The 26,404-nt window shown below is 46.7% G+C and carries 25 protein-coding genes and 1 riboswitch; of the genes, 11 read left to right on the top strand and 14 right to left on the bottom strand.

Annotated elements, in window-relative coordinates; genetic code table 11:
- Positions 1 to 16: 16 nt before the first annotated feature.
- Positions 17 to 1,273, bottom strand: coding sequence for a DNA cytosine methyltransferase (locus P397_RS17030; protein ID WP_035414001.1), 1,257 nt, complete (start codon positions 1,271 to 1,273; stop codon positions 17 to 19).
- Positions 1,274 to 1,525: 252 nt separating this feature from the next.
- Between P397_RS17030 and P397_RS0101650 the strand changes: the two genes are divergently transcribed.
- The gene (locus tag P397_RS0101650; RefSeq protein ID WP_028105415.1) at positions 1,526 to 2,713 is read left to right on the top strand and encodes a class I SAM-dependent rRNA methyltransferase; all 1,188 of its coding nucleotides are present in this window, start codon (positions 1,526 to 1,528) and stop codon (positions 2,711 to 2,713) included.
- Between the two features lie 110 nt (positions 2,714 to 2,823).
- Here P397_RS0101650 and P397_RS0101645 read toward each other — a convergent pair whose 3' ends face one another.
- Positions 2,824 to 3,810, bottom strand: a complete 987-nt coding sequence (locus P397_RS0101645; RefSeq protein ID WP_028105414.1) for a zinc-binding dehydrogenase — start codon at positions 3,808 to 3,810, stop codon at positions 2,824 to 2,826.
- Positions 3,811 to 3,982: 172 nt separating this feature from the next.
- On the opposite strand from P397_RS0101645, the gene tnpA reads away from it, so the two are divergent.
- The 3 genes from tnpA (at position 3,983) to pepT (ending at position 6,911) form a co-directional block, all read left to right on the top strand.
- A complete protein-coding gene (gene tnpA, locus P397_RS0101640) occupies positions 3,983 to 4,381 on the top strand; it encodes an IS200/IS605 family transposase (protein ID WP_028105413.1) in 399 nt (132 codons plus the stop codon).
- 5 nt (positions 4,382 to 4,386) lie between these two features.
- A complete protein-coding gene (gene tnpB, locus P397_RS0101635) occupies positions 4,387 to 5,478 on the top strand; it encodes an IS200/IS605 family element RNA-guided endonuclease TnpB (protein WP_028105412.1) in 1,092 nt (363 codons plus the stop codon).
- 197 nt (positions 5,479 to 5,675) lie between these two features.
- Complete coding sequence (gene pepT / locus P397_RS0101630) at positions 5,676 to 6,911, top strand: peptidase T (RefSeq protein WP_028105411.1); 1,236 nt, start codon at positions 5,676 to 5,678, stop codon at positions 6,909 to 6,911.
- A 46-nt stretch (positions 6,912 to 6,957) separates the two neighbouring features.
- On the opposite strand, the gene P397_RS0101625 is transcribed toward pepT, so the two are convergent.
- From P397_RS0101625 to P397_RS0101610, 4 genes are all read right to left on the bottom strand, one after another.
- Positions 6,958 to 7,971, bottom strand: a complete 1,014-nt coding sequence (locus P397_RS0101625; RefSeq protein WP_028105410.1) for a DUF916 and DUF3324 domain-containing protein — start codon at positions 7,969 to 7,971, stop codon at positions 6,958 to 6,960.
- A 23-nt stretch (positions 7,972 to 7,994) separates the two neighbouring features.
- Complete coding sequence (locus P397_RS17535) at positions 7,995 to 8,696, bottom strand: WxL domain-containing protein (protein WP_051523858.1); 702 nt, start codon at positions 8,694 to 8,696, stop codon at positions 7,995 to 7,997.
- An 18-nt stretch (positions 8,697 to 8,714) separates the two neighbouring features.
- Positions 8,715 to 10,220, bottom strand: coding sequence for a hypothetical protein (locus P397_RS0101615; RefSeq protein WP_028105409.1), 1,506 nt, complete (start codon positions 10,218 to 10,220; stop codon positions 8,715 to 8,717).
- 249 nt (positions 10,221 to 10,469) lie between these two features.
- On the bottom strand, positions 10,470 to 11,342 hold the full coding sequence (locus P397_RS0101610) for a prohibitin family protein (protein WP_035414000.1): 873 nt from the start codon (positions 11,340 to 11,342) through the stop codon (positions 10,470 to 10,472).
- Between the two features lie 301 nt (positions 11,343 to 11,643).
- Between P397_RS0101610 and P397_RS0101600 the strand changes: the two genes are divergently transcribed.
- Both P397_RS0101600 and P397_RS17530 read left to right on the top strand, forming a co-directional pair.
- Positions 11,644 to 13,269, top strand: coding sequence for an ABC-F family ATP-binding cassette domain-containing protein (locus tag P397_RS0101600; protein ID WP_026831669.1), 1,626 nt, complete (start codon positions 11,644 to 11,646; stop codon positions 13,267 to 13,269).
- A gap of 85 nt (positions 13,270 to 13,354) precedes the next feature.
- Positions 13,355 to 13,735 carry an NUDIX domain-containing protein gene (locus P397_RS17530; protein WP_051523856.1) on the top strand — a complete coding sequence of 127 codons (381 nt, stop codon included), beginning with the start codon at positions 13,355 to 13,357 and terminating at the stop codon, positions 13,733 to 13,735.
- A gap of 66 nt (positions 13,736 to 13,801) precedes the next feature.
- On the opposite strand, the gene P397_RS0101590 is transcribed toward P397_RS17530, so the two are convergent.
- From P397_RS0101590 to P397_RS17015, 6 genes are all read right to left on the bottom strand, one after another.
- On the bottom strand, positions 13,802 to 14,260 hold the full coding sequence (locus tag P397_RS0101590; protein WP_028105407.1) for an SRPBCC family protein: 459 nt from the start codon (positions 14,258 to 14,260) through the stop codon (positions 13,802 to 13,804).
- A 102-nt stretch (positions 14,261 to 14,362) separates the two neighbouring features.
- Positions 14,363 to 15,310, bottom strand: a complete 948-nt coding sequence (locus tag P397_RS0101585; RefSeq protein WP_028105406.1) for an ATP-grasp domain-containing protein — start codon at positions 15,308 to 15,310, stop codon at positions 14,363 to 14,365.
- The gene (locus P397_RS0101580; RefSeq protein WP_028105405.1) at positions 15,307 to 16,365 is read right to left on the bottom strand and encodes an LLM class flavin-dependent oxidoreductase; all 1,059 of its coding nucleotides are present in this window, start codon (positions 16,363 to 16,365) and stop codon (positions 15,307 to 15,309) included. Before P397_RS0101580 ends, P397_RS0101585 begins: the two co-directional genes overlap by 4 nt.
- A 72-nt stretch (positions 16,366 to 16,437) precedes the next feature.
- Positions 16,438 to 16,545, bottom strand: a riboswitch (SAM riboswitch).
- A gap of 118 nt (positions 16,546 to 16,663) precedes the next feature.
- Positions 16,664 to 17,302, bottom strand: a complete 639-nt coding sequence (locus tag P397_RS0101575; RefSeq protein WP_028105404.1) for a DUF975 family protein — start codon at positions 17,300 to 17,302, stop codon at positions 16,664 to 16,666.
- A gap of 67 nt (positions 17,303 to 17,369) precedes the next feature.
- Positions 17,370 to 18,641 carry a DUF2325 domain-containing protein gene (locus tag P397_RS0101570; protein WP_028105403.1) on the bottom strand — a complete coding sequence of 424 codons (1,272 nt, stop codon included), beginning with the start codon at positions 18,639 to 18,641 and terminating at the stop codon, positions 17,370 to 17,372.
- A gap of 90 nt (positions 18,642 to 18,731) precedes the next feature.
- Entirely contained in the window at positions 18,732 to 19,511 is a 780-nt protein-coding gene (locus P397_RS17015) for a DUF817 domain-containing protein (RefSeq protein WP_035413997.1), read from the bottom strand.
- A 150-nt stretch (positions 19,512 to 19,661) separates the two neighbouring features.
- Between P397_RS17015 and P397_RS0101560 the strand changes: the two genes are divergently transcribed.
- The 5 genes from P397_RS0101560 (at position 19,662) to P397_RS0101540 (ending at position 23,679) form a co-directional block, all read left to right on the top strand.
- Positions 19,662 to 20,330 (top strand): YczE/YyaS/YitT family protein, encoded by a 669-nt coding sequence (locus tag P397_RS0101560; protein WP_028105402.1) that lies wholly within the window; start codon positions 19,662 to 19,664, stop codon positions 20,328 to 20,330.
- Between the two features lie 154 nt (positions 20,331 to 20,484).
- Entirely contained in the window at positions 20,485 to 20,934 is a 450-nt protein-coding gene (locus P397_RS0101555) for a MarR family winged helix-turn-helix transcriptional regulator (RefSeq protein ID WP_028105401.1), read from the top strand.
- Between the two features lie 15 nt (positions 20,935 to 20,949).
- Positions 20,950 to 21,585: a nitroreductase family protein gene (locus tag P397_RS0101550; protein WP_026831660.1), complete on the top strand. Its 636-nt coding sequence runs from the start codon at positions 20,950 to 20,952 to the stop codon at positions 21,583 to 21,585.
- A 54-nt stretch (positions 21,586 to 21,639) separates the two neighbouring features.
- Positions 21,640 to 22,275: a nitroreductase family protein gene (locus tag P397_RS0101545; protein WP_028105400.1), complete on the top strand. Its 636-nt coding sequence runs from the start codon at positions 21,640 to 21,642 to the stop codon at positions 22,273 to 22,275.
- 75 nt (positions 22,276 to 22,350) lie between these two features.
- Complete coding sequence (locus P397_RS0101540) at positions 22,351 to 23,679, top strand: NAD(P)/FAD-dependent oxidoreductase (protein ID WP_028105399.1); 1,329 nt, start codon at positions 22,351 to 22,353, stop codon at positions 23,677 to 23,679.
- Positions 23,680 to 23,706: 27 nt separating this feature from the next.
- Here the strand turns inward: P397_RS0101540 and P397_RS0101535 are convergent, their stop codons facing one another.
- Together P397_RS0101535 and rlmN are read right to left on the bottom strand one after the other, a co-directional pair.
- Positions 23,707 to 25,152, bottom strand: a complete 1,446-nt coding sequence (locus P397_RS0101535) for a DEAD/DEAH box helicase (protein ID WP_028105398.1) — start codon at positions 25,150 to 25,152, stop codon at positions 23,707 to 23,709.
- Between the two features lie 129 nt (positions 25,153 to 25,281).
- The gene (gene rlmN, locus P397_RS0101530; RefSeq protein ID WP_028105397.1) at positions 25,282 to 26,355 is read right to left on the bottom strand and encodes a 23S rRNA (adenine(2503)-C(2))-methyltransferase RlmN; all 1,074 of its coding nucleotides are present in this window, start codon (positions 26,353 to 26,355) and stop codon (positions 25,282 to 25,284) included.
- Positions 26,356 to 26,404: the final 49 nt, after the last annotated feature.

Genomic DNA, 26,404 nt, shown 5'->3' with positions numbered 1-26,404 from the left:
AGTAATCACCTGTCTTTTAAAATAGCTCAAGTTGTTTTTCTGTATTATTTTTAATAACTTCTTCAGTCTTTAACCAGTCAGTGATTGGTTGAAGGATACGAAGTGCGAGTAATACAGGAACTGCATTTCCGATCTGTTTATACTGCTTATCTAAACGATTGTTCAATTGTGTGTTCATATTTTCACCATCGTGAAATTCCCACCAATCTGGGAATGTCTGAATTCGTGCAGATTCCCTAACACTTAATCTCCGATTCTCCCCAATCAACTTCCATTCATCAATACCGACTTTCAGCATTTTTTCTCCGCCCGGCCAAAGTTGAGCCTGTCTACCTGATGCTTGAATCGTAAAAGCTTGATCGGTCCAATCTTTTTTTCGATTTCTTGACAAGTACATGGAAGAAAATCCTCCACTATACACATCTAAAGGATTTACAGGTAAATCTGAAATAGCATTTTCTAATGTAACATATTCATTTTCTCTAGAAGGACCGTGTGTCGGTTCAGGAAATTTGTAGTCAAAATCTACATCTTGCCGAACTCCTACAATAAAAACACGCTCGCGTAATTGCGGTACACCGTAGTCTCGTGCATTTACTAACTGATACTTAATCTTATAACCTGCGGAAGCAAAATCTTCCATAATTTGTTTTGCAACTTCACCTTTTCCAAGCGTTAATAATCCTTTCACGTTTTCTGCGACAAATACCTTAGGACTTGCTTGAATAATTGCTCGAATGAAATGAATATATAAAAAGTTTCGTTCATCATCAATTAAACGTGGACCGGCAGAACTAAAACCTGGGCAAGGAAACCCTCCGAGTATTAAATCACAGTCTGGAAAGTACTTAATATTTCTAATATCACGTGAATCTTGGATCACTTGATTAGGGAAATTTGTTTTATAGGTAATAGCAGACTCTCTAAAGATATCGTTAGAATAAATCGTTTCTGTTACTGTTCCTTTATCAATAAGTTTTTTAAATTCTTCCTTAGAATTAAATGATTTCGTAACTGCCTCTTCTCCGTGAAGGCTTACTAAACTAGCTAATTCAAGACCTAAGTCGAGACCGCCAGCTCCCGAAAAGAGACTGATTACACTATGTGAATCAGTTGAACGCTTAATTGTATTAAAGAAACTTTCTTCTTCATTATTTTCAATGATTAAATTTGTTTCTTCATAAATTTTTTCGAATAAGATATTTTTTATATCACTATTTTCGTAATTACTAAGAGGCTTGAACTTTCCTCTTCCACGCTTGTTAATTTTCATTGTTTTCACCTCATGGTTAGAGTACCTGTCTTTACTATAAAGGACTTTTGTAAAAAAGGCCAGCACTGTTTTTAGATAGAGGTAGCTTAAATAATTTCAACTTTTTTTACTCATGAACTATTTAAAATAAAGTTATCAACAGTTAAAGCATTTAAAGCGTAAGCTAACTGAAAAACAAATTATCCACATGTGGATAACTTCGCCTATGGTATAATAACTGAACTTATCCACAACTAGAAATGAGGAACTTATGTGCCACGTGAAATTTATCCGGTCGTCGTTAAAACGACGGCCATCGAACAAATTACAAACGGACAACCGCTTCTGTACAAAGAACTGTTTCAAAAGAGCAATCATCTAAAAGAAGCCGGTGCCTTGCTCCGGCTGACAACAGAAGATAAAGAATACCTTGCGACCGGTTACTTTGGCAAGCAGGAAAAAGGTCTTGGCTGGTTACTTTCAACCGATGAACTGCAAGACATCGATGAAGCTTTCTTCAAAGAAAAAATCGAGGTTGCCCTCGATCGTCGAAATGATTTTTTTGAAAATGATTTGATTGATACGTTCCGGGTCTTCAACGGTTCCGGCGACGGCATCGGTGGACTGACGATCGATTGTTTTGATCATCATTACTTAATCACGTTTGAGAACGAAGGCATCTATTCCTTTAAGCAGGATATCGTCTCGGCTCTTGAGTCACTCATTCATTTTAAAAGTATCTACGAAAAACGGGCTTTCCAGATTGACGGTCAACCTGTCAAAGGGGATGACTTCTTAGCCGGTGAACGTGGTGACTTCCCGGAAGTCCTGCAAGAAAACGGTCGACCGTTGTTGTACCATTTGGACGCCGGTATGCGCACCGGACTCGATATCCAGCAACGCGAGCTCCGTTCGATCGTCAAAGAACATGCCGCAGACCGACGTGTCCTGAATCTCTTTTCGGATACCGGTACGTTGACCGCCTCGGCGTTGCTCGGTGGTGCGACTGAAACAACGAGTGTCGATTTCTCGACCCGGAGCCGCAATAAGACAATCGAACAACTCGAGCTGCATCAACTGGATCCGGCGACACAAACGATTCTTGTGCAAGATGCGTTTGATTACATCGATCAAGCGGACAAAAAAACACGCTTTGACTTTGTCATCGTTCATCCACCGGCGCTCGTCAAAACACAGGCACGTCATTTCCGGGCCGAAGTTGATTTGACGGCATTGATTCAACAGACGATTCATATGACGCATCGTGGCGGGTTGTTGCTCGTGACGACGGATTGTCCGCTGTTTGATCAAGTTCGGTTTATGAAGATGGTCGACCAAGCCTTCAAAAAGCTTCGCCAAACGTACGACATCGTTTGGGAAAGTACGTCGTTACCTGATTTTCCGGAACACCCTTCTTTAAAAGAAGTCACGTTAAAATCGGTTTTAGTCCGCCGTAAATAATCAATAATCCAACGATTCTGCTGATGGTTTTTTCATCAGCAGAATTTTTTTGGGATTAAAAGGAAAAGCATACTGAATAGCGAATCATTACTTTTAGGAAAAATAACTACTCATTTAGTGATACTTACTTTTCCAAAATGCGACCGTAAATCAAAAGTTTGATAGGCAGCGTTCAATGCATCGATCTGCCAAGGCACGTGCTCTTCGATCACAAGATCAATGACTCCATCCGCTACGAGTTGCGCGACTTCTGCCAAGTGCTTTTTTTGCTGTAACATCTCTTCCTCTTTCCCTTTCAGCAATGGAAGAGCAACAAAGACGGCTTCGAGCGTTAGTGCCTTACTGTGCATCGGCGTCAAATCTTGTGTCGTCCGCGTCGCGATAGAGATGATTTTGCCGCGTTCTTTTGCGAGGATGAAGGACTCTTGCAAATGATCTCCTCCGACCGTATCGATGATGACATCAAATCCGTCATGACCAAGACGTTTTAAAAGTTGTTCGGCCGATTCTTCCCGGTAACGGTGTGGACGAATCCCATGCTCGTCCAGCCACGTTGCTTTTTCATCATTTGCCGCACTTGCCGTCACGTCACACCCATAGTGTTTGGCGAGTTGTCCGACAAGATGTCCGACACCACCTGTTCCACCAGCTACATACAATCGCATCCCCGGGTAAACGGCTGCCCGTTCCTTCAATACTTCCATCGCTGTCAGACTGATGACCGGCAAACACCCTGCAGTCGCAACGTCAAGATGTTCCGGTCTGTGGACCGCCATCTGTTCTGGAACCAGCATTTCCTCTGCCAATGCCCCGGACCGGTTTCCGAGTCCACCACCAAAGGCAATGACGTGATCGCCGATGGAAAAAGACGTCACACTCTTTCCAGTTTCAATGACTATCCCCGTAACATCGCCCTGGAGAATTCCAGTTGACGGAGCTGCCGCCACATGACCAAAAAACATTTTTGTGTCCAGTGGATTCAGGCTCGTCCCCTCAACTTTGATCTTTAAATCGTAGTTCCCCGTTTGATCGAGTGTGACGTCTTTTTCTGTCAGCGCAGCGTTTTTCCCGTATTGTTCGACGACAAATGCTTTCATTTTAAATCCCCCTTTTTTTCATCATCAGTTTAACTAAATTTAGCGAGAATTCTCCCACCTCTAAGCATACCGGGGCGAAGCCAAGCGTAGGTGGGAGATGAATCGCTCGTCTTGGTAAGAATGCAATTATTTGATAAAATCAGTATAACTCATCAAAAGGACTGATATATTAATGAAAATGGATACAAATAAACATTCAGTCTTCCTTCTGAATTATCATCTTGTCCTCGTCGTGAAATACAGACGAAAAGTGATCGATGACGCCATCTCGGAGTTCGCGAGACAGACATTCGAACGAATCGGCGCGTCGTATCATATCACGCTGAACGAGTGGACTCATGACGGCGATCATATCCATGTGCTGTTCAAAGCACACCCGAATACGGAGATGTCAAAGTTTCTGAACGCTTACAAGAGTGCAAGCAGCCGACTGATCAAACGAGACTTTCCGCATGTCAAGAAACAACTATGGAAAGAAATGTTTTGGTCTCGAAATTATTGTCTAGTGACGACCGGAGGTGCGACAAGCGACGTCATCAGACACTATATCGAAAAACAAGGGAAGGAGTGATCACTTTGCTGAAGGCGTATAAGTTTCGACTTTATCCGACGAAACCACAACGAGAATATTTTATGAAGACGTTCGGTTGTGTCCGTTTCGTCTACAATAAGATGCTCGAAGAGCGGATTCGACTGTATGAAGACTCGAAGCTCAACCCTGGCGCAAAGCAAAAGCTCCCAACCCCAGCGAAGTACAAGCCTGAATTCCCTTTCCTCAAAGAAGTCGACAGTCTTTCCCTTGCGAACGCTCAGATGGACTTGAACAGGGCGTACCAAAACTTTTTTCGGGATCAGTCTGTCGGATTTCCGAAATTCAAATCAAAGCATAACGACCGAGCCTCTTACACGACCAACAATCTGAAGGGAAGCATCCGCATCCAAGATCGGAAGGTGAAACTGCCTAAAATCGGTTTTGTGAAGTTGAAACAACATCGTCCGTTTGATGGTGTCATCAAGTCCGCGACGGTCTCGATGACGAAGACAAAGAAATTCTTCATCTCGATCCTTGTCGATCAATCCGAAGAGCAATGGGTTCCGGCCAAGAATAAAGTAGGAATCGACCTTGGTCTGGAGCACTTCGCCATCATGACAAATGATGAGCGTGTTTCTGAGAAAGTTGACAATCCTCGTTTTCTTCGAAAGTCCGAAGAGAAAATCAAGAAGGCGCAACGCGCCTTGTCACGCAAGAAAATCGGAAGTAAGAACCGAGCCAAGGCGAGGATGATCCTAGCCAAGAAGCATGAAAAGATTGCACATCAACGTCAAGATTTTCTTCATAAGCTGTCGAAACGGATCGTTGACGATAACCAAGTCATCGTCGTCGAGACACTGAAGTCGAAGAACATGATGAAGAACCATAAGATCGCCAAATCGATTGGAGACGTCAGTTGGTATGCGTTCGTCCGACAGCTGGAATACAAATGCACATTCTACGGACGAACACTAATCAAAGTGGACCAATGGTACGCCTCTACTCAAATCTGTTCTTCTTGTGGAGTAAAAGGTGAGAAGAAAACGATCGATGTACGCGAATGGACGTGTACTTGTGGCGCTCATCATGACAGAGATATTAATGCGAGTATCAACTTGTTGCTGTTAGCAGACTGAAAACCCTTCAGGGTGGGAACCACCCGATGAGCTTGGTAAATAACCGTAGCTAGTAAAAGTACGATCTTCCCAAGAAGCTCCCACTTCAATTTGCGAAGCAAATACGTGGTGAGTAGTTCACCATGATTCAGAATACTCTAACATTCTCGCTTCATGATATGATGAAGTTACCTTAACTCAGAAAGGACGTTTTTTTCTTGAAACATGATTTGATTCGTCGTTTGACTACATATGCAAAAATCGATACCCAGTCGAACTACGCCAGCACAACCGTCCCGACCACCGAAGGACAATGGACGCTTGCTCGACTCCTCGTTGACGAGCTGAAGGAAATTGGGATGAGTGATGTGACCGTCGATGCCAACGGATATGTCATGGCGACGCTCCCTTCAAACACGGACGCCGACGTTCCAACGATTGGATTTTTAGCCCATCTCGATACGGCAACTGACTTTACGGGAACAAACGTCAATCCGCAAATCGTCGAAGATTATGATGGCGAAGACTTGGTCCTCAACGCGACGCTCCCTGTCATCCTGTCACCAAAGGATTTCCCGGCCCTGAAAAACTATGTCGGACATACACTGATGACGACAGACGGGACAACTTTGCTTGGTGCAGATAATAAAGCCGGCATCGCCGAAATCATGACCGCGATGCATCACCTTATCACCCATCCGGAAATCAAACACGGTCGGATCCGTGTCGCTTTTACACCGGATGAAGAAATCGGTCGTGGTCCGCACCATTTTGATGTCGCGGCCTTTGATGCAAAGTTTGCGTATACAGTTGACGGTGGTCCACTCGGCGAACTCGAATATGAAAGCTTTAACGCCGCTGCGGCAGAAATCGTTTTCCATGGCACGAACGTCCACCCAGGGACGGCGAAAGACAAGATGATCAATTCGCAAAAACACGCGATGGCTTTCCAAAACCGGTTACCGGGTGACGAAGCTCCTGAATTTACGGATGGTTTCGAAGGATTCTACCATTTGATTTCGTTTGAAGGATCGGTCGAAAAAACGACGGTCCATTACATCGTCCGTGATTTTGACCGTTCTAAATTCGAAGCCCGGAAACACTTCCTGACGGCTTTGGTTGAAGAATGGAACAAGAAATACGGGACAGGCAGTGTCGAAATCAAACTAAATGATCAATACTACAACATGCGTGAAAAAATCGAACCACACATGGAAATCGTTGATATCGCCCATGCGGCGATGGAATCACGTGGTGTCACACCAATCATCAAACCGATTCGTGGCGGGACAGACGGCTCTCAGCTCTCTTACATGGGACTTCCGACACCGAACATCTTCACGGGCGGTGAAAACTACCACGGAAAGTTTGAATTCATTTCCGTCGACAATATGGTGAAGGCAACCGAAGTTGTGGTTGCGATTGCGGAACGATTCGCTCAGTCTTCGAAATAAGATCACTCAAGAAAAGCAGATTCTCGACATGAGAACCTGCTTTTTTTCATGAAGAATGCTGTTGCTTCTTTAAACGATAAATGTATCCGAGTAGCAGAAAAATAATCAAGGTCGAGGCAATCATTAATTCCTTTGACCATTCTCCGATCAAGGAGTTCGGATTCTTTTCGATTTTTGGCATCTTCTCTTCCATTTGTTTAACTTGTTTTTCCGTCACCTTAAATTCATCGTTCCATGTCCATGTCCGTTCTTTTCCCTCGACGCGAATCGCCACTTGGTACGTGCCGGCTTTTAAAATCCCCATTGTCTCAATCGGCACTGTCATATAGGTCGACGGTGCAAAGCGAACGTCCATTTCTTTTCGAACGACGACCTTTTTATTTTTCGAAATGACCGCTTCAAATTTCATCGGTTTCGTAATCGTCGCGGCTTGGTTCGCAAGCTTCACCAAAACGTTGGGGCGTGTCAGGTAGGATTTGGTTTGAATCCCTTCATACGTCAATTCAGGAGAGACGTCTTTAATCTCGGAACGGACCTTCAATCCGATAATATAGGCATGTCGGTTTTGAATCCCAATTGTATCTTCTTTTGTTTCGTTTTCGTCGAATTTTTTTTCGACTCGGATCCCTGCCAGAACGGTTCCCGTCAATTCATTTGGAATTTGCAGGGGTAAGGAAACAATCTTCGATTCGCCACCTTTGATGAAGGTCGATTTCGTAGCCGGTCGAATCATTTCCGTTAAGGAAACAGGAGCAAGCGGAAGCGGTTTTTTTTGCTCATAGACGATTAATCCGTTCCCATTCGTCGTCGCGTTGCGAACGGATGTCAAAAATGTTTGATCGTCCGAACCATGATTGTAAATCCGAACCCGGACATCCGTTTTTTGATTGCCCGCCATTCGTAAATCAAAGTACGTGACACCCGAGTCGACTTGAAAATCGTTCGGTACCGCTTCAATCGAAAAATTAACAGGTGCATCTGCTTTGACAAAAGACGAACTACCTGCACTGAACAACAGATACAATATGACGGCAAGACCGCTGATTCCCCATTGCTTCATCTCTATCCCCCCTTCATCTCACATCAATTCACGACGTCAGAGAGTACCCACTCAAGGGTAGCCGTGTGTGTTCCTTTAACTTGTGTATTAATCGGAACGTTTAATGAGATGCGAGGTTCTTGTTGTTCCAATGCTTTTGGCCAGTACACCAGCCAGGTCGAGAACGTACCGGCAGCTGAGGATAAAATCGTGGTTCCATCTGTTGCACCTGCGGTTAATTCAATGTCTTGGGTTGTCGGAGCCGGAACACCCGTCAATCCAATGACTGATTTAACAATCCCGTTTTTGATGGACAGCTTCGTCCCCGCCAATGATTCCTCAGAGGTTTCGGAGTTTTGAAATGCCCCAAGCTTTACGTTCACATCCCACTGTGAACGAATCGCGCGTCGATCGGTCACTTGCAAAAATGGTTTTTCATCCAGTGCTTGATACACTGCTGAATTGGTCGCAAGCGCTTCATGCGAACCAAAATTGAAATCCGGTGCATAGTCAAGCGTAAGAGGACCCGTATTACCTGTCGGCTCGTTTCCTCCGTCGCCAGTTGGATCATATGGATCTGCCGGATCTGGTGTTTCCGGATCAACGATGACAGGAGCTTTATCGGTCGTGAAAGTAATCGTCGCCTGCGAGTTTCCGGTCGATGTCGTAGCCGCAAACGCGGAAGTTGTCCCAAGCAGTAAAGCAGCACTCATCAATACCGATGTCACAACAAATTTTTTTCTCATCTCAGTTTCCCCCTCTTTTTAAGGCGCATTGATCAAATTCCATTGAATATCTGCACTGTACGTTGAAGGTGTAGCCTGTTTTCCTGTCAGATCGAGAATAATTCCTTCCTCTTTGGCATAGACGAGTGGTGATTGATTTTGGTTCGCTGTCATTTGTCCGGTTGCGACTTCAATCTCTGTTGCTTGCAACAGCTGTTTTTGAGTGGATATCTTGAAATACAAGACATCCTCCAATATATCGCCTTCCGTACTGGTCATCGGACGCGTCAGACTCGCTTGCAATCGCCAGTTGTACCCAGTCGCATTTTCGTGTGCAATTGAAATGGTCATTGGTGCGAGGCGGGCGATGATGGTTTCCCGCCCCGTCAACTCATGACTGCCAAAATCAAGCGTCGGCGGTACGGTCAGGCGAAACGTTGGTCCGATTCCGAGTGTTGCCGTCGCTGTGTTACCACTTAATACATTTAAATCAATCAAACCATCGGTCAATGCACTGTTGAAGGTATAGATTTTATCCAGACCAACCGGTAGTTTGCCGACTTTAAACGATAATGTGAAGCGATCGCTGCTTAATACAGACAGCTTTAGTAAGGAGCTCACGTCAGCGTAGATTTGATTGTTTGTCCGATCAATCACCGGTACAACATCGACCGTTCGTGTGCCGATTCCTAATAATCCGCTGTATCGATACTGGAGTTGAATCGAGTCCGTCTCAATACTTTGCATCACTTCTGGTGGCAATCGAAAGATCATATAGCCACTGGTTAGATTGACATTTAAAAGACTCGACACCGTGTTAACGAGTTCAATTGTCTGTGTTGTCGCATTGTACGTAGCGCTTAAACTCGAGTTTCCTAATAACGCGACACCTGCAAGACGAGGCGAAACAACTGGTCGCTGGGATGGTGTCTCTTTTTTAGGTGCTTCCGCGACTGGTAGTTCTTCCAGCGACGATTCCGTGTCTTCTGAGGGAAGTTGATTCTGCTCTTCGTTCAATTGATCTTCTGACGACGAAGGTTCAGCAATCGGAGATTCTTCATTTTCAGAAGCAGGAGGTTCAGGTAAATCAGACTCATTAGAATGCTTTGGAATATCTTCCTTGGATGCTGGAATATCGCTCTCAGGTGTGGGTGATTCTGGGGTCATCGGGATGTCGCTCTCAGGTGTGGAAGGGACCACCGGTTCATCTTTTTTTGAATCAGGTGGTAAGATTACTTCATTTTCATTTGGTTCTTCCGGAGATTCCGTATCGGGCGTTGACGCTTCCTCTTCTTCGTTTGTTATCTCCGGTTCCGTTTGTTCGATCAAGATTTCGCACGCTTTCTTTTTTTCCAAAAGAACCGGATCATCGAGCGAGTTCGTCTCGACCTCGATTTCTTCTAATAATTTTTTACAGACTTCAATCGTTAACGGTTCTTCTGATTCAGTCTGATTTGTGATTGCCCGGCTTGTGTCGACCGGCATCACGAGAGAATAGAGAAAAATTATGATTATGATGAGATTCGGAGAACGGTTTTTATACATGCCTCTCTTTCCCTCCCATTGACCTATTTCATTAGACCTACTCATATTATCGATAATTTCCTTTAAAACAGGTAATTAAACCAATTAATGGGTATTCCAAAAATGTACTTTAGAGATTTTTTTCTTGAAATATGATTTTACGTATCGATTGCTCATTTTTTTACTTTATTTTACTTTTCCAGAATTACAGTTTGAATTAAAATTTCAGCAAGAAAAATACGCCTTTCCATCGAAAGACGTATACTTCCCTTACTTTTCTTCTGTTGTTGTTTGTTGGTCTGGAAGCGGCAATTGCACCATGCTGCCTGATCCGCTGACAAGCGGTGATTTTCCGTCCCACTTCTTGACGGCTTCGTACTGAATCATCTCTTCCGTCAACGTCTTCTGTAATTCTTTTTGGGCTTTGGCGAGTCCTTGTGCTTCAATCAACCGGGCATCTGCCGCACCTTTTGCTTCTACCCGCAACCGTTCTGCTTCCGCTTTCGCGATTGCCAGGTCTGTTTTCTTTTTATCTAATTCTTGTGAGGCCTTGACCCGTGCATCGATGGCTTCCTGCGTCTTCGCATCTGGTTTCGGTGCTCCGAGTGCGACGTCTTCGATGATGAATCCAATCTTTTTCACATCCTGGGCGAACTGTGTCTGAATGCTTGTCGAGACATTTCCGGACTGTTCTCCGAACAGCTCAAGGACCGTGACTTTTGAAATTTGCTCACGCGAGGCATCATAGAGACGTTGCTTTAAATAACCCGCAGCAATCTCATCGATTTCAATCGGACCAAATTTATTAAAGACTTCCGTCACTTGATCAGGTGATACCGAAAAGCTGTACGTAAAGTCGACGACGATATTTTTCCCGTCTTTTGTCGCCAGTGTCATGTTGTCGAGTGATTTTGTCTGTGTCCGGATCGGATACTCGGTTACGCGCGTAATCGGTGAAACGATATGCCAGCCTTGTGACAACGTCTCATCTTGCACACCACTCGATGGCTTATAGACGACACCGACTTGACCCGGTTCGATTTGTTCGACGATGAATGGTGTCATCGCAAGAAGGGCAACAACGATCACCCCTGCGATGATCATCGATGGGCGGATGCGTTTTTTTGGTTTGATTTCTCTCATTTAGAATCCCCTTTATCAATTTTGTCTTGGATGTACTTGTACAGTTCAATGGCTAGCAAGACGATGAGTGCAAAAAATAATAATGTGAAAAGTGCTGCCATGCCGTCCTCCTCCTTTGTCAACTCCTTACTTCATCTTACGCTTCAGACTGGAAAATGTTTCATTTTGATTAAAAGCATGGTTGCTAATTTTCGCAATCCGGTCTAAGATGTAAAGAACTTTGTCCTTGAAACGAAGCGTATCATTTTGTGGTACACTCGTAACAGCACATCACACACTAGAAACGAGGGTTCATCTCTATATGATTACAGTACAAAACGTCGGTCTCCGCTTTGCGGACCGCAAATTATTCGAAGACGTCAACATCAAGTTCACACCAGGTAACTGCTACGGTCTCATCGGTGCAAACGGTGCCGGTAAATCAACGTTCCTTAAAATTCTTGCCGGCGATATCGAAGCGCAGCAAGGAGACGTCATCATCACTCCGGGCGAACGTCTTGGTGTCCTGCGTCAGAACCATTACGAATACGAAGAGTTCCAAGTCATCGAAACGGTCATGATGGGACATAAACGTCTTTATGAAGTCATGAAAGAAAAAGATGCCATTTATATGAAAGAAAACTTCTCGGATGAAGACGGCATGCGTGCCGCTGAACTCGAAGGTGAGTTCGCGGAAATGAACGGGTGGGAAGCAGAGTCGGAAGCGGCGATGCTTTTACAAGGTCTCGGAATCAAAGAAAACCTGCATACGAAAACAATGGCTGAATTGACGGGTGGCGAAAAGGTCAAAGTCTTGCTTGCACAAGCTTTGTTCGGTAAGCCGGATATCCTGTTACTCGATGAGCCGACCAATGGTCTTGACTTGAAAGCCGTTAAATGGCTCGAAGAATTCTTGATCGGATTTGAGAACACGGTCATCGTCATTTCCCACGACCGTCACTTCCTCAACAACGTCTGTACGCACATGGCCGATCTCGACTACGGAAAAATCCAACTCTACATCGGAAACTATGATTTCTGGTATGAGTCAAGTCAGCTCGCTTCACGTATGGCAGGCGACCAAAACAAGAAAAAAGAAGAGAAAATCAAAGAACTTCAAGCCTTTATCGCCCGTTTCAGTTCGAACGCCTCAAAAGCGAAACAAGCGACATCACGGAAGAAATTGCTTGATAAGATCACACTCGACGACATCCGTCCGTCTTCACGCCGTTATCCGTTCGTCGGCTTCACACCGGAACGTGAAATCGGAAACGATCTGTTGATTGTTGATGGCATTTCGAAGACAATCGATGGCGTCAAAGTACTGGATAATGTTCGTTTCTCATTAAACAAAACGGATAAAGTCGTCTTTATCAGCCAAAATGACATTGCCATCACGACACTCTTTAAAATCCTCATGGGTGAAATCGAAGCAGACAGCGGGACTTTCAAATGGGGCGTTACGACGTCACAATCGTACTTGCCAAAAGATAACTCGGCCTTCTTCGAAGGATCGGACAAAACAATCCTCGACTGGTTACGTCAGTATTCGCCAGCCGATGAGAGCGACACGTTCCTCCGTGGTTTCCTCGGTCGGATGCTCTTCTCAGGCGAAGAAGTCATGAAAAAAGCGTCTGTTTTATCTGGGGGAGAGAAAGTCCGTTGTATGTTATCAAAAGCGATGCTCAGCGGCTCAAACGTGCTTGTTCTCGACGATCCGACGAATCACTTGGATCTTGAATCGATCACAGCCCTCAACGATGGCTTGATCGCTTATAAAGGCGCAATGCTCTTCAGCTCGCATGACCATCAGTTTGTTGAAACAATCGCAAACCGGATCATCGAATTGACGCCAAACGGTATCGTCGACAAAGAAACGACGTATGATGAATACCTCAACAATGACTCTGTCCAACAACAATTATCAACGTTGTATGCGACGAACTAAGTAATGAAACGAGAGACCTGTCCTAGCGGATGAGGTCTCTTTTTTGTAGACTGAAGATATCATGCCCATCAGAGGAGGAAAAACGTTGCGCCATCGTGCCTGTGCAGCCTTAATTGAGAACGGTAGGATTTTGATGGTTCGTCTTGAAACAAACGATCGAAGTTTCTGGACATTACCCGGAGGGGGTCTCGAGGAACATGAAACCTTCGAACAAGCGGTCATCCGGGAGATGCAAGAGGAAGTGAATCTCGCCATCCGCATCATCAAACCGCTTTACTCAGAAACTCACGCAAACGGACAAGAGATCTGCTTTTTAGTCAGACAGATCGATTCACGCGAACCGATTTTGGGATATGATCCAGAGCGTCCGGAGGGAAACCAAGTTCTGACCGGAGTGAGATGGATGCCACTTTCGGAGATGACCGCCGATCGACAAGTCGCAAAAATTGTAACGGCTTTAGGATAAGACATACTTTTTTTTGTAAAACCAAACGAAAGGCATCTGCTCCAGTCGAGTAGATGCCTTTGTTGATCATGTCCGCAGTTGACTCGCCTCTTCTTCCACACGACGGAGTAACCCTTGCACGATTTTTTCTGTCTCCCGTTCACCTCCGAGTGACAACAGGCTCCGGCCGACAAAGTTGGCGCCTTCATTTTTGCCGGTATAAATCAGCTGACAGCTCGTTTCGTCGAGCCGTTTCAGTGTAAACGTCATCTCGAGCTGAAAGATTTTCGCAAGGGTAAAGCCAATCGTGTTTTGCTTAAAGTCCGGTTCGCTTGTATACGCAAGGTCCGTCACGATGTACGTCTCTAACCGGTTCCCCTGCATGTATGTTTGCCGATACGTCGAACCGACGACACCCGGTTTGCGTTCAATCACTTCGTGCTGGACGACACCCGGAATTAACCGTTGCAACCGATCGTGGTCAAATAAATGCCAAGCCTGCTCGATTGGAACGTCGAGGACTCTTTCTTCGTGCCATGTCACCATCCGAACACCTCCCTTTACTAAAAAATACCCTGATGTGTGCAGTTCTAACTTCAGACTACACACAGACAGGGTATTTGGCTTATTTTAATCGGCAATCATGATTTATTTTACAGTTTGACGCTCCAAGGCATTCCCAAGGAACTTCGCGAGCTCCAGCATTCCGAACTTACCAGCAGCCGCTTCCGCATCCGAGTTGTAGTTCGTATTCGTGTTGACATCATACGTATAGATCGTCCCGTCCGCATCCTTGATGAATTCAATCCCGGCGACAGCAATCTGATTCGCTTGCAGGAAAGCTTCGTATTGCTGGATAATCGGATCATCGAATCCATCAACGACTTTAAACTTCATCGGAGTTTGTGGTGCTTCTTCCCCGACCGGGCAGAACAAGTCATCGATCACACACGCGTCCGCCGGGCACAGTTCAAAGCCTTCTGACGTATCAACTTGTACGGCGTAAACGAATTTTCCGCCGACGAATTCACAACGCGTGATATACGGTTCAGGCGCTTGGATATACTCTTGAATCAGGGTGATGCCGTCGACCGGCTCATCAAAGGTCGGGCCATCGAGATACGTTTCAAGTGCTTCGATCGAATGGAACAACTGGACCCCCAGTCCTTTTCCGGCACGGTTGTGTTTCGTGATGAACGACGACACCCCGATGTTTTTCGCCGCTTCGACAATCTGATCACGTCCGACGGCAGCCGTCGTTTTCGGGACACGGATACCGGCTTTTCGAAGAGCCGTATATTGATTGATTTTACTGACTTCCAGTCGCAACGCACGTGTTCCGTTGAAGACCGCCCGGTCGTGCTCCTCGAGCCACGCGAGCACCCCTTCCGTCAGTTCCGGCGCGTAGCGGTGCCCGCGCGTATGCGAAGACGCACTCATCCGGCTGTAGAAGACGCCTTCTGGCGGGATTTCATCAAGCGGGACCTGTCCTTCATCGAGATGCCACTGTTCATACGGCAACTCCAGTTCTTCGAGTCGTTTAATCAAATGGTCCGTCCATTCCTGGTTTTCGTGTAAGATATGAATTTTTGTCATTTGGTTTGACCTACCTTTCGTTTTTCTTCGACAAGCGGCATGACGTCGCGCGCGAAGCGTTCCATTTCTTCAAGTTGTGGTGAAAATTGAAGTAATAATAAGGAGACACCCACCTGCTCAAACGCAAGAATCCGTTCGGCAATCTGTTCCGGTGTTCCAATCAAATCAGGACGGAGTCCACGGTTGGAGACCGAATAATCGTTCCGTTTTACCTGCTGTTCGAGTTGTGATTTGCTGACGAAATCGTCGTACCCGACGTAACCGGCACCGTCTTCCTTGACGTCCGTGATCCGCTGCCACTCTTGAACAGCCTCTTCTTCCGTATCACGGCAGATGATATACGCAGCCAGTCCAAAACTTTCAAGTGGCGGTTGCCCGGTCGCTTGTCGACGCGCCTTCATATCCTCAATCTTGACGGATACTTCTTCCACCGTTCCGCCGTGCATGACATAGGCATCACAATGATTGACGATGGTTTGTTTGCCGGCTTCACTTTCCCCGCCTGCGTACAACTTGATGCCCGGTCGTTGAACGGGCTTCGGATGCAGCTGTGTCTTCTCGAGCGTATAGTAGTTCCCGTCGAAGCTGTACGGTGAAGCGTCTGCCCATAATCCTTTCATGATCGTGACAAACTCTTCCGTCCGCGCATACCGTTCGTCATGCGCCGTGAAGATCCCGTTGTATTGCCGCGCTTCTTCTTCCCACCAGGCAGAGACGACGTTCAGTGTAAAGCGTCCGTTGCTGAGTTGATCGATGTTTGCTGCCATCTTCGCGGTCGTCGCCGGATTATGGAACCCCGGACGGACAGCTGTCATGATTTCCAGTCGTTCTGTCGTCGCAGCAATCGCCGCTGCTGTCGTCCAGGCTTCAAGACTTGGTGCTTCCAGCCCTTTGATGTCATTTAAGTTCAATTCCGCAATCAGCGTCGTCGAAAATCCGATTTGTTCTGCTGTTTGCGCCACCTGTTTGGCATAATCGAACGTCGCCGGCATCTGTTCGTCCTCGACGTTTCGTAACCACCCTCCAAAAATCGGTAACCAAAATCCATACTCCATCCGTTATATCCCCCTTATTAAAAAAATCGCTCTTCTCGAAAATCGAAAAGAGCGACGGATTAATCGTGTCTGCTCTTATCTGTAAAGGGATTGATCCCTTTAGGAAGTAGCACCTTCCGCGCATGATGCGGGGTTGCTGAAGTGTCTTCGGGCCATTCCCTCGACTTCTCTTGATAAGAATTATTGGAATTATCGTACACTTTTTAGCAGAGTAAAGCAACCATTAAACCTTGTTTTCCAATCGGAATTAAAAACAGTATCAAAAAAGGACGAGAGCTGGGCTCTCATCCTCCTTGTCTTAATATGGGGCAACAAATGCCGACTCTTCGACAGGTGCTTCTTCACCGCGGATGCGGTCATAAAACTTGGCGAGGGTGACGCTGAAGTAAGGTCCAACCCAGAGGAAGGCAATTCCGATCGTAATCAAACCGAGCAGGAACCAACCAATGAAGGAGAGAACAAGCATAAAGGCTTCCATCTTGTGACCATCCATCATTTGGCGTGAACGCGTAATCGCATCCAAAATACCGATCGACGGTTCATCACGTAAAATGTAATAAGTCAGCATATACGAAAATGACTTGATGATTCCCGGAACGATCAACAGCAAGAACCATAATCCAAGAAGAATACCTTGAACAAGCGACAGACCAACTGCTTTCAAGAAAAACTTATACGGTTCGAATAAATCGACGATTTTTGCTTCTTCTTTACGGGCGACAGACAGCGCAAGCCATGCCCAACCGATCGCAAGCGGCAGGAACAGGATGTTCAACACAAATCCAATCAAATCGATGAACTGAAAGTCTTCGTTCGGAGCAGAAGAAAACGTAGTGGGAATCCCTTGAATGATGAGAAACAGTAAAAACATGAGTGCCATGAAGACCCAGCGACCGTTAAGTGACTCACGTGCCGATAGTTTTAATTCTTTAATCATAAAGATCCTCCTTAAAATAAGTTCTACTCCTATTTACGGCTTAAGCAGTAAGGAGTTTCAGTTATTTTCAGGATTTTCCTGTTTTTAGCTTGTGCAGGCGTGCTTTTTCGAGCTGACGTTGGCAGGCCGTATAGAGCGAACGTCGACCATCGAGGCGTTCCATCGCAAATGGGATGGCATGTTTTTTGGCTTGTGCGATGACATGGGCTGACGCCGCATGCGAAACACGACTCGTGATGACGACGATGGCATCCGTCTTTTGCGCGAGGCAGGCAATTTTCTTCGCCGACTGGGCATCCCCCGCTAAATGAATGAGCTCGATTCCGGTCTCAGCAAAAAATGTCCGGTAGACGGGTGCCTGCTGTTCGTTTCCGACGATGACGAGCCGCATTCCTTTAAACGCTGCAAACTCAAGCGGTTCCTTGTCGACGTAATCGATGGGTTGTCCCGGCAGCGACGTCGTGACGAGCGGCGTCATCGGTTGTTGTTTCTTTTCGCGAATCCGGCGTGGTTGCCGAACCTTTTTCACGGTCGGTTTTCGCTTCATCTGCTTGGCATATCGCCCGGTCGATTTTTTTGATACGGATGTCACGGCCATTTCTGCCGTCACGTCTGTCGGTTTCGATTCTGTTGACGGATCAAACGGTTGAACGATTGGTTCTTCATATTGGAAGGGATACTTCCAGGCAATCGTCAGTGTTTCCGGATGACCTTTCCACATGACCAAGTCGACAAGTTGTCCTTCCTTCAATTGAAAGAATCGCATATCTTCGACCGGAGTTGCGTAGTAAAACGGTTTTCCCGTCTCATCCTTCAACGGACCGTTGACCGTCGACTCGATGATGCCGTGATTTTTGACGATACATTTTTCAAAGACGATTCGTTGCTCCAGCGTCTTCATTTGATCGGTTGCGACGACGGCGAGCACTTCCAGTGACGTCCGCCGGTGGTCTTGATGAATAATCTGAACGCGGACTTCCATGCCGTGCTCAAGATTCCATTGGCGGATTTCCTTTTCCGAGATATGGCTGTTCGGCCATTCCCGCAACGATCCGCCTTTTAATTCCCGGACAAACGTATACGCATAGCGTTGTTCAACGATCGGTTCGTCCGATTTCGGCAGTTCTGTCAACGGACCGGGTGACGCCGGCTGCTCTTCTTTCGTCGGTTGAAGCACCTCTTGCGGATGTACGCGTGGTGTATAGTAACGCGACAATTGGACCCATTCATCGATTCCCCGGATTTCCTCAAGCAGCAATTCCCAATCTTCCGCCGTTTCAACAATCTGTAATTTACCGGCGACCAATTCTTTCGCCCGTTCCATGATTTGTTGCATCATCTCAAACAACCCCTTTGCTTTTTTTCAACTATAGCAAGGGGGTTTCGTGTAGGTTGGTCTAAAAATAACCAGGTATTTTTTTGTTTATGGTTAGGTTTTAATTTCGATTGACGGGTCGCCCAACCGGTATTTTTCGACGGCCACAATTAAAATCGTGATGATCACAAGCAAAAACCAAGACGACAGTTTTCCGAAGTCGACCAGTTCCCAGCCCTCCTCTTGATTCGGATAGACCCATCCTTTAAAAAACGTCACGATATTTTCAGCGAGCCAGATGAACCAGGCGATCAGACCAAATGACAGGACCAGCGGCATCCGGTAGACGGTCTCATCCAACCGGTAATAGACCCAGGATCTTAAGAAAACAACGGCAACAAGTCCCATCAACAGCCAGCGGAAATCAAATAACCAGTGATGGGTAAAAAAGTTTAAGTAGACTAACAGTCCGATCAAGGAGGCGAGAAGCGGACGGGGAAATTCGGTGATCCGGAGATCAAACCGGCGAAAGGCCTGGCAGATGTAGCTCGCGACACTCGCATACATGAAACCGGCATAAAGCGGCACACCAAACACCTTGCTCCAGGCGTCTTCCGGATAACTCCAGGAACCAACCTGGACTTTAAACAACTCGAGTCCCAAGCCAATCGCATGAAAGATTAAAATCAATTTGAACTCTTCTTTTGTTTCGTACCGTGTTACAAGCAGCACGATCTGAACAAAAAGACACCACACTAAAAGCAAGTCATAGCGCGCAATCGGTTCAGATGGAAGGTACCGGGATACCGCAAGCGCCAAAAAAATCGCAACCGGAAAGACACAACAGATGGCTTCGAGATATGTAAAACGGATGAAATGGCGGATTTTTTGCATGAGGTGACCTCCTTTTCATTAGTATACGCATCCGGAGAAGTGATTCCCTCCACCTCAAGATGGAAAATATCGGATTCACTTCAATTTTCTCCATCAAACATGGTACAGTTAATGAATCAATTTTACTCCGAAACGAGGTGTCTTCCGTAAATGAGACAGACAATTCAAACGTCCTGGCTGTTACGCTCCGTCCTGAAATGGACATTGTTCTTATTTGGTCTGTTTTTACTCGCTGTCGGTTCATCGATGATGATCACGGCACAGCTTGGCGTCTCGACATGGGACGTCCTTCATTTGGGTCTCCAAAACAAAACGCCTTTTTCCGTCGGGACGATTATTCTCCTCGTCGGATTATTGCTTGTGTTCGTCAAGTATTTGCTCGACCGGATCACACCGCAGATCGGTACGCTCGTCAACGCGATTTTTGTCGGGGTGTTCATGAACCTCGTCCTCGGTTCAGGTCTCCTGCCGTCGTTTTCTTCCGTTTGGCAAAACACGCTGTGGCTGATTGCAGGAATCTTTATCATCGGAATGGGCGCCGGCCTTTATGTCGCCGTCGGTTACGGTGCCGGACCACGTGATGGACTAACGCTGACACTGGCGGAACGATTCGGAACGTCGATCCGGATGATGCGGACATTCATGGAAATCACCGCCTGCGGAATCGGTTGGCTGCTCGGCGGACCGGTGTTCTTCGGAACGATTTTATCGATTTTCTTGATCGGTCCGTTCCTGCAGTTTTGGTTGGGTCATTTCCGCCGGATGATTGCTGCCATCGATGCCGGAACGATTCCCCGGAAACAACAGAAAATTAGTTAAGTCGTTTGACTCGATACCTTTTCATCCGAAATGGTATCTTTTTTTGTGGATGAAGCATATTAGTTGCAGCATGAAAACAGACACGTTATATTCGTTTACATATCAATCTTTGATACGTCAAGGATTTTTCGAACGAAGGGAAGGATGTGATGACTTGAGTATTTCTTGTACTGAAAAAGGACGATTGATTTATGCGCTCGTCTCCGTCAATAAGACAATCGCTCAAAAATTTGATCTTTGTACGGACGGTTTCAGCCAAACCCGGATGGATCTGCTCGCTCAACTCGAGGTGGATACGACGATCAGCCAAAAAGAATTGCAACAACGCGTCAACGTCGATAATGCTGCCGTGACACGCCACTTGAAGCATCTCGAAACGAACGGGATGATTGAACGTGTCCGTTCAGCAACGGATAACCGCGTCATTCTCGTTTCATTGACGCAAGAAGGTGCCACCCGCATTGCACGACTACGTGAGCAAAAAGATGAATTCCTCGAGCAATTGCTTGAAGGATTCACGGCAGACGAACAACATCAGCTGGCTCAAATGATGCAACGAATTGAAACGAATGCCCTCACTTTACCTAAAACAACGGTTAATTAAAAAGGAGAATGTCAGATGACTACACAAACTACAACTGATTTCATGGAAATCGTCAAAGGACGCCGCTCGATCCGGAACTACGACACAAACGTCAAGATTTCTAAAGAAGAAATGACACAAATTCTTGAAGAAGCAACACTTGCTCCCTCTTCAGTCAACATGCAACCATGGCGTTTCCTCGTCATCGACAGTGCTGAAGGAAAAGCGACACTTGCACCGCTCGCTAAATTTAACCAAGTCCAAGTTGAGACATCATCCGCTGTCATCGCTGTCTTTGGTGACATGAACGCGATCGATCAACTCGAAAACATTTATGATACAGCAGTTGCACAAGGGCTCATGCCGCAAGAAGTCCGCGATCGTCAAGTACCTGCGATTCAAGGCATGTACGAAAGCGTTCCGGCGAGTGCTCTCAAAGACAGCATCTTGATTGATTCAGGTCTCGTCTCGATGCAATTGATGCTCGTTGCCCGTGCGCACGGCTATGACACTAACCCAATCGGCGGCTATGAAAAAGATCAAATCGCCGAAGCCTTCGGTATGGAGAAAGACCGTTACGTTCCGGTCATGCTTCTATCAATCGGAAAAGCCGTCGACGCTGGATACCCATCCGTTCGTCTGCCGATCAACGACATCACAGACTGGAAATAAGCAGTACCCGTACTAACCAAAAACAGAGAACAAACAAAAAGGGAGATTATTACTATGACAACTCAAACAACTACAGATTTTATGGAAATCGTTAAAGGACGCCGCTCAATCCGCAACTACGACACGAACGTCAAAATTTCTAAAGAAGAAATGACACAAATTCTTGAAGAAGCAACACTTGCTCCTTCTTCAGTCAACATGCAGCCGTGGCGTTTCCTCGTCATCGACAGCGCTGAAGGGAAAGCGACACTTGCACCACTCGCTAAATTCAACCAAGTGCAAGTCGAGACATCATCTGCTGTCATCGCTGTCTTCGGTGATATGAATGCAGTCGACAGCATCGATACAATCTATGATATGGCTGTTGAAAAAGGCTTGATGCCGCAAGAAGTCCGTGACCGCCAAGTCCCTGCCATCAAAGGCTTCTACAGCCCGGAAGATACAGAGACACTTCGCGACAGCATCTTGATCGATTCAGGTCTCGTCTCAATGCAATTGATGCTTGTGGCACGTGCGCACGGTTATGATACAAACCCAATCGGCGGCTACGAAAAAGATCAAATCGCTGAAGCCTTCGGTATGGATAAAGACCGTTACCTTCCTGTCATGCTCCTTTCGATCGGAAAAGCAGTTGACGCTGGTTACCCATCCGTTCGTCTGCCGATCAACGACATCACAGACTGGAAATAATCACAAACAACCGACCGGATTCCTCAACAGGAATCCGGTTTTTTTGTATACTGACCAAAAGGAGCTGGTCAAATGATGTATGATGTCACGATTATCGGTGCCGGGATCGCCGGAATCTTTTTAGCCCATGAACTGATGGAACAGGGACAGACGGTTCTGTTGATCGATGCCGGAAAACCACTTGCGCAACGGACGAAACAGGAAGCCTACCTTGGCTTTGGCGGACTTGGTAAATCAGAAGGAAAATACAACTATTCTGCCGGATTCGGAGGTGAACTCGCCGAGAAGCTTGGAGCAGAGACGACGCTCCGCTTGATGCACCAAGTCGATGCGCTCCTTTGCCGCTACGGAGCAGATGAAGTCGAGTCGTACTCCACGTCTAATCCCGTTTTAGCTGATCGGGCCAAAGTGGCCGGTCTGGAGACAATCGAAACGACGGTCCGGCATTTAGGGACCGCACTATCGGAACGGATTTTAAGACGGCTCGAAGCCGCACTTCACGAACACGTTACCTTTCGTTTTGAGACGGCTGTTGCGACAATCAAACGGCAAACAGACGGATTTCTGCTCACGACTGAACACGAAACATTTTCGAGTCAACGCGTCGTCTTCGCGACCGGACGCTCCGGTACTGCCTGGATGCAGGAGCAACTTCAGGCGTTAGGTCTGGCTCAAAGCAAAACCCGTCTCGACCTCGGCATCCGGATCGAGATGGAAGAAACGGCATTCCGGACATTGTTACAGGACACGTTTGAAACGAAATTGGCCTATGCGTCAGCAGCAGGGACCGCCGTTACATACTGCATGAATCCGAAAGGACGGATCATCCGCAAACATCAAGAAGGTCTCGTCATGCCGGACGGGCAAAACTTCCGCGAACAGGATTCCGGCACGACCAACTTAAACTTCACGCTGTTTTTACCCCGCTATTTTGCGACACTCGAAGAAGCGAATCATTATGCCGCTTCCGTCATCGGACAGATCAATCAAAGGACGGACCGGATTGTCGTGCAACGACTCGGGGATTTGCGGGCCGGTCGTTCGACGCAGTCAGGTGCTCTCACCGAAAACAAAGTGCGCCCGACACTTGCAGCGACAGCGGGGAATCTGATCGAGGAAGTCCCAGGCACGGACATCACGGTCTTGTTGGAGTTCCTCGAACGACTTGAGCAGTTGCTCGATACGCCGCTCTCAAACGACACATTGCTGTACGGCATGGACGGAAAATTTTATGCTCCGATGCTGTCGACGTCCGTCACCTTTGAAACGGACATCCCGGGACTGTATGCCATCGGCGATTGTTCCGGCGTGACGCATTCGTTGTCGCAAGCCGCTGCGAGCGGACTCCATCTTGGACAACTCCTGACACAAAAAACAGCCGTCCTAAGAGATAAGTTCTCTTGAGACGGCTGGTTGAACGCCCAGGGTACTTTATTTTTTAAACGCTTCATACACCTTCAGCTGTTTGCCTTTGACTTTTGTCGTCTTCATTGCCCGCAAGACGAGTGGACCTTTTCCATTCAGGATTTCCACGTACGTGACCGTATCCTGGATCGTGATGATCCCGATGTCTTGAGCGGTCATGCCTTCGATTTTCGCAATCGTTCCGACAAAATCAACGGCACGCAGTTTCTTTTTCTTCCCGCCGTTAAAATACAGCTTCATGATATCCGCGTTAAGTTGCTCCGTTTTCGAGGCCCGGACGTCTGCCGTCGTAATTTTCTCTTCAAACGCATCCGCCGTCCGAATCAATTCCCGCTCAGTTGGTGCCTGACGTTTTTCAATCGCCTCACCGCGGTACTGTTCGACTTCACGCAGACGACGCATGTCAGACTCGGTTACTAAGCTGATCGCTTTTCCAAGTGCTCCGGCACGCCCTGTCCGACCCGTCCGGTGGACATAACTCTCTTTTTCGACCGGCATATCGTACTGGATGACGTGCGTGATGTTTTCAATATCAATTCCCCGTGCTGCAACATCCGTCGCGACGAGATAGCGGAACTCGCCTGCCCGGAATGCTTTCATGACGGCGAGGCGTTCATCCTGCTCCATCCCGCCGTGAATTTTTTCGACCGGATAATCCATCGAGGCCAATCCTTGGGCGACGAAATCGACGTGTTCTTTTGTCCGGCAGAAAATCATGCAGCGATCCGGATTTTCGACGACCGTGACGTCTTTCAGAATCGCAAACTTCGTTTTGTCGGTTACTGTAATATAACTGTGTTCGATTTCGGCGATTTCCGTTGCCTTCGTCGTAATTTCAACTTCTTTCGGTGACTGCATGTACCGGTCACTTAACTGATGGATGTCTTGCGGGAATGTTGCTGAGAACAACATCGTCGTCCGTTGTTTGGGCAGCTGTTTGAGAATCGTATCGACTTGATCAAGGAAGCCCATGTTGAGCATCTCGTCTGCCTCGTCGAGGACAAGGTACTTAACCTTTTCAAGCGATAACGTGCCCCGCTCCAAGTGATCGAGGACACGACCCGGTGTCCCGACAACGATATGCGTCTTTTGTTTCAGTTCCGCCACTTGTCCGCGGAATGGCTGTTTTCCGAAGACGGCTGTCGCTTTGATCCGCTTGTAGCGTCCGATGTTCATGACGTCTTCCGTGACTTGCAATGCAAGTTCGCGTGTCGGCGTCAAAATCAGGGCTTGCGGTTTGTTTTCTTCCCACTCGACGAGCTCACAGAGCGGAATCCCGAAAGATGCCGTCTTTCCGCTGCCGGTGCGGGATTTGACGATGATATCTTTTTCTGACAAAGCGACCGGAATGACTGCTTGCTGGACATCCGTCGGCGTATGGTAACCAAGTTGTTCAATCGCTTCTAGAATCGGTGCACTGAGTTGAAAATCCGTAAATGGTTTTTTAGACATAAGAATACCTCATTTATTTTGTAGTTTTTTTTAGTGTGATTAGTGAATCAGACGTGACCTCTCATTATGCGCTACTTTCGACAGGACGTCAAAAGAGCTTCCCACCTGTTGGCGGGAAGCTCGACTTGCTTATTTTGCTGAAATTGTATCTTTTTTGATTTGTTTACTGCGGAGCTGACCACATGCCGCGTCGATATCCGTACCGTGCTCAAGACGCACACCACAGTTGAGACCGTTCTTTTTCAACGTGTCGTAGAACGTGGAAATGTCTTCCGACGTACTCCGTTGGTATTGACCGTGCTCATCAACCGGGTTGTATGGAATCAAGTTGACGTACGTCAAGTGGCGTTTGTCTTCGAACAATTTCGCAAGCTCGATCGCTTGGGCCTTTTGGTCGTTGACACCACGTAAGAGAATGTACTCAATCGTGATTTTCCGGTTCGTCGTCTTGACGTAGTAATCGATGGCAGGCATCAATTTCTCGAGCGGAATCGCACGGTTGATTTTCATGATTTGTGTGCGGAGTTCGTTGTTTGGCGCGTGTAATGAAATCGCCAAGTTGACTTGAAGTTTTAAATCTGCGAATTTGTAGATTTTATCTGCGAGTCCACTTGTCGAAACTGTAATGTGACGCGCACCGATCGCAAGACCGTTGTGATCCTTGATGACGTTCAAGAAATCGACCATGTTGTCGAAGTTATCAAACGGCTCACCGATACCCATGACGACGACGTGGCTGACACGTTCTTCTTTTCCGACTGCATCGAGGTGATGCTGAACGTTCATGATTTGCTCGACAATTTCTCCAGCAGAGAGATCGCGGCTCTTCTTGATCAAACCACTCGCACAGAAACTACAGCCGATGTTACAACCGACTTGCGTCGTGACACAAACTGAAAGTCCGTACTTGTGACGCATCAAAACAGTTTCAATCAAGCTACCGTCATACAATTTGAAGAGGAACTTGATTGTTCCGTCTGCTGATTCTTGTTTCACGGCTTCTGTCATCGAATTAATCGCAAAACTCTGATCTAACAACTCAAGGCAATCCTTGTTGACATTCGTCATTTCTGCGAAAGTAGTGACACGTTTACGATAGAGCCAATCCCAAACTTGTTTTGCTCGGAACGGTTTGTGACCTTGATGCGATAACCATTCCGTCATCTGCTCAAGTGTTAATCCATAAATGGATGGTTTATTCATTAGTGAGACCTCATTTCTTTTTCCAGAACTATAACATTCCTTTATCTTA

Source organism: Exiguobacterium undae DSM 14481, from assembly GCF_000620805.1.
GTDB classification, from domain to species: domain Bacteria; phylum Bacillota; class Bacilli; order Exiguobacteriales; family Exiguobacteriaceae; genus Exiguobacterium_A; species Exiguobacterium_A undae.
Note: the sequence above shows the minus strand (reverse complement) of the source record. Positions and strands in the feature narration are given on the sequence as shown.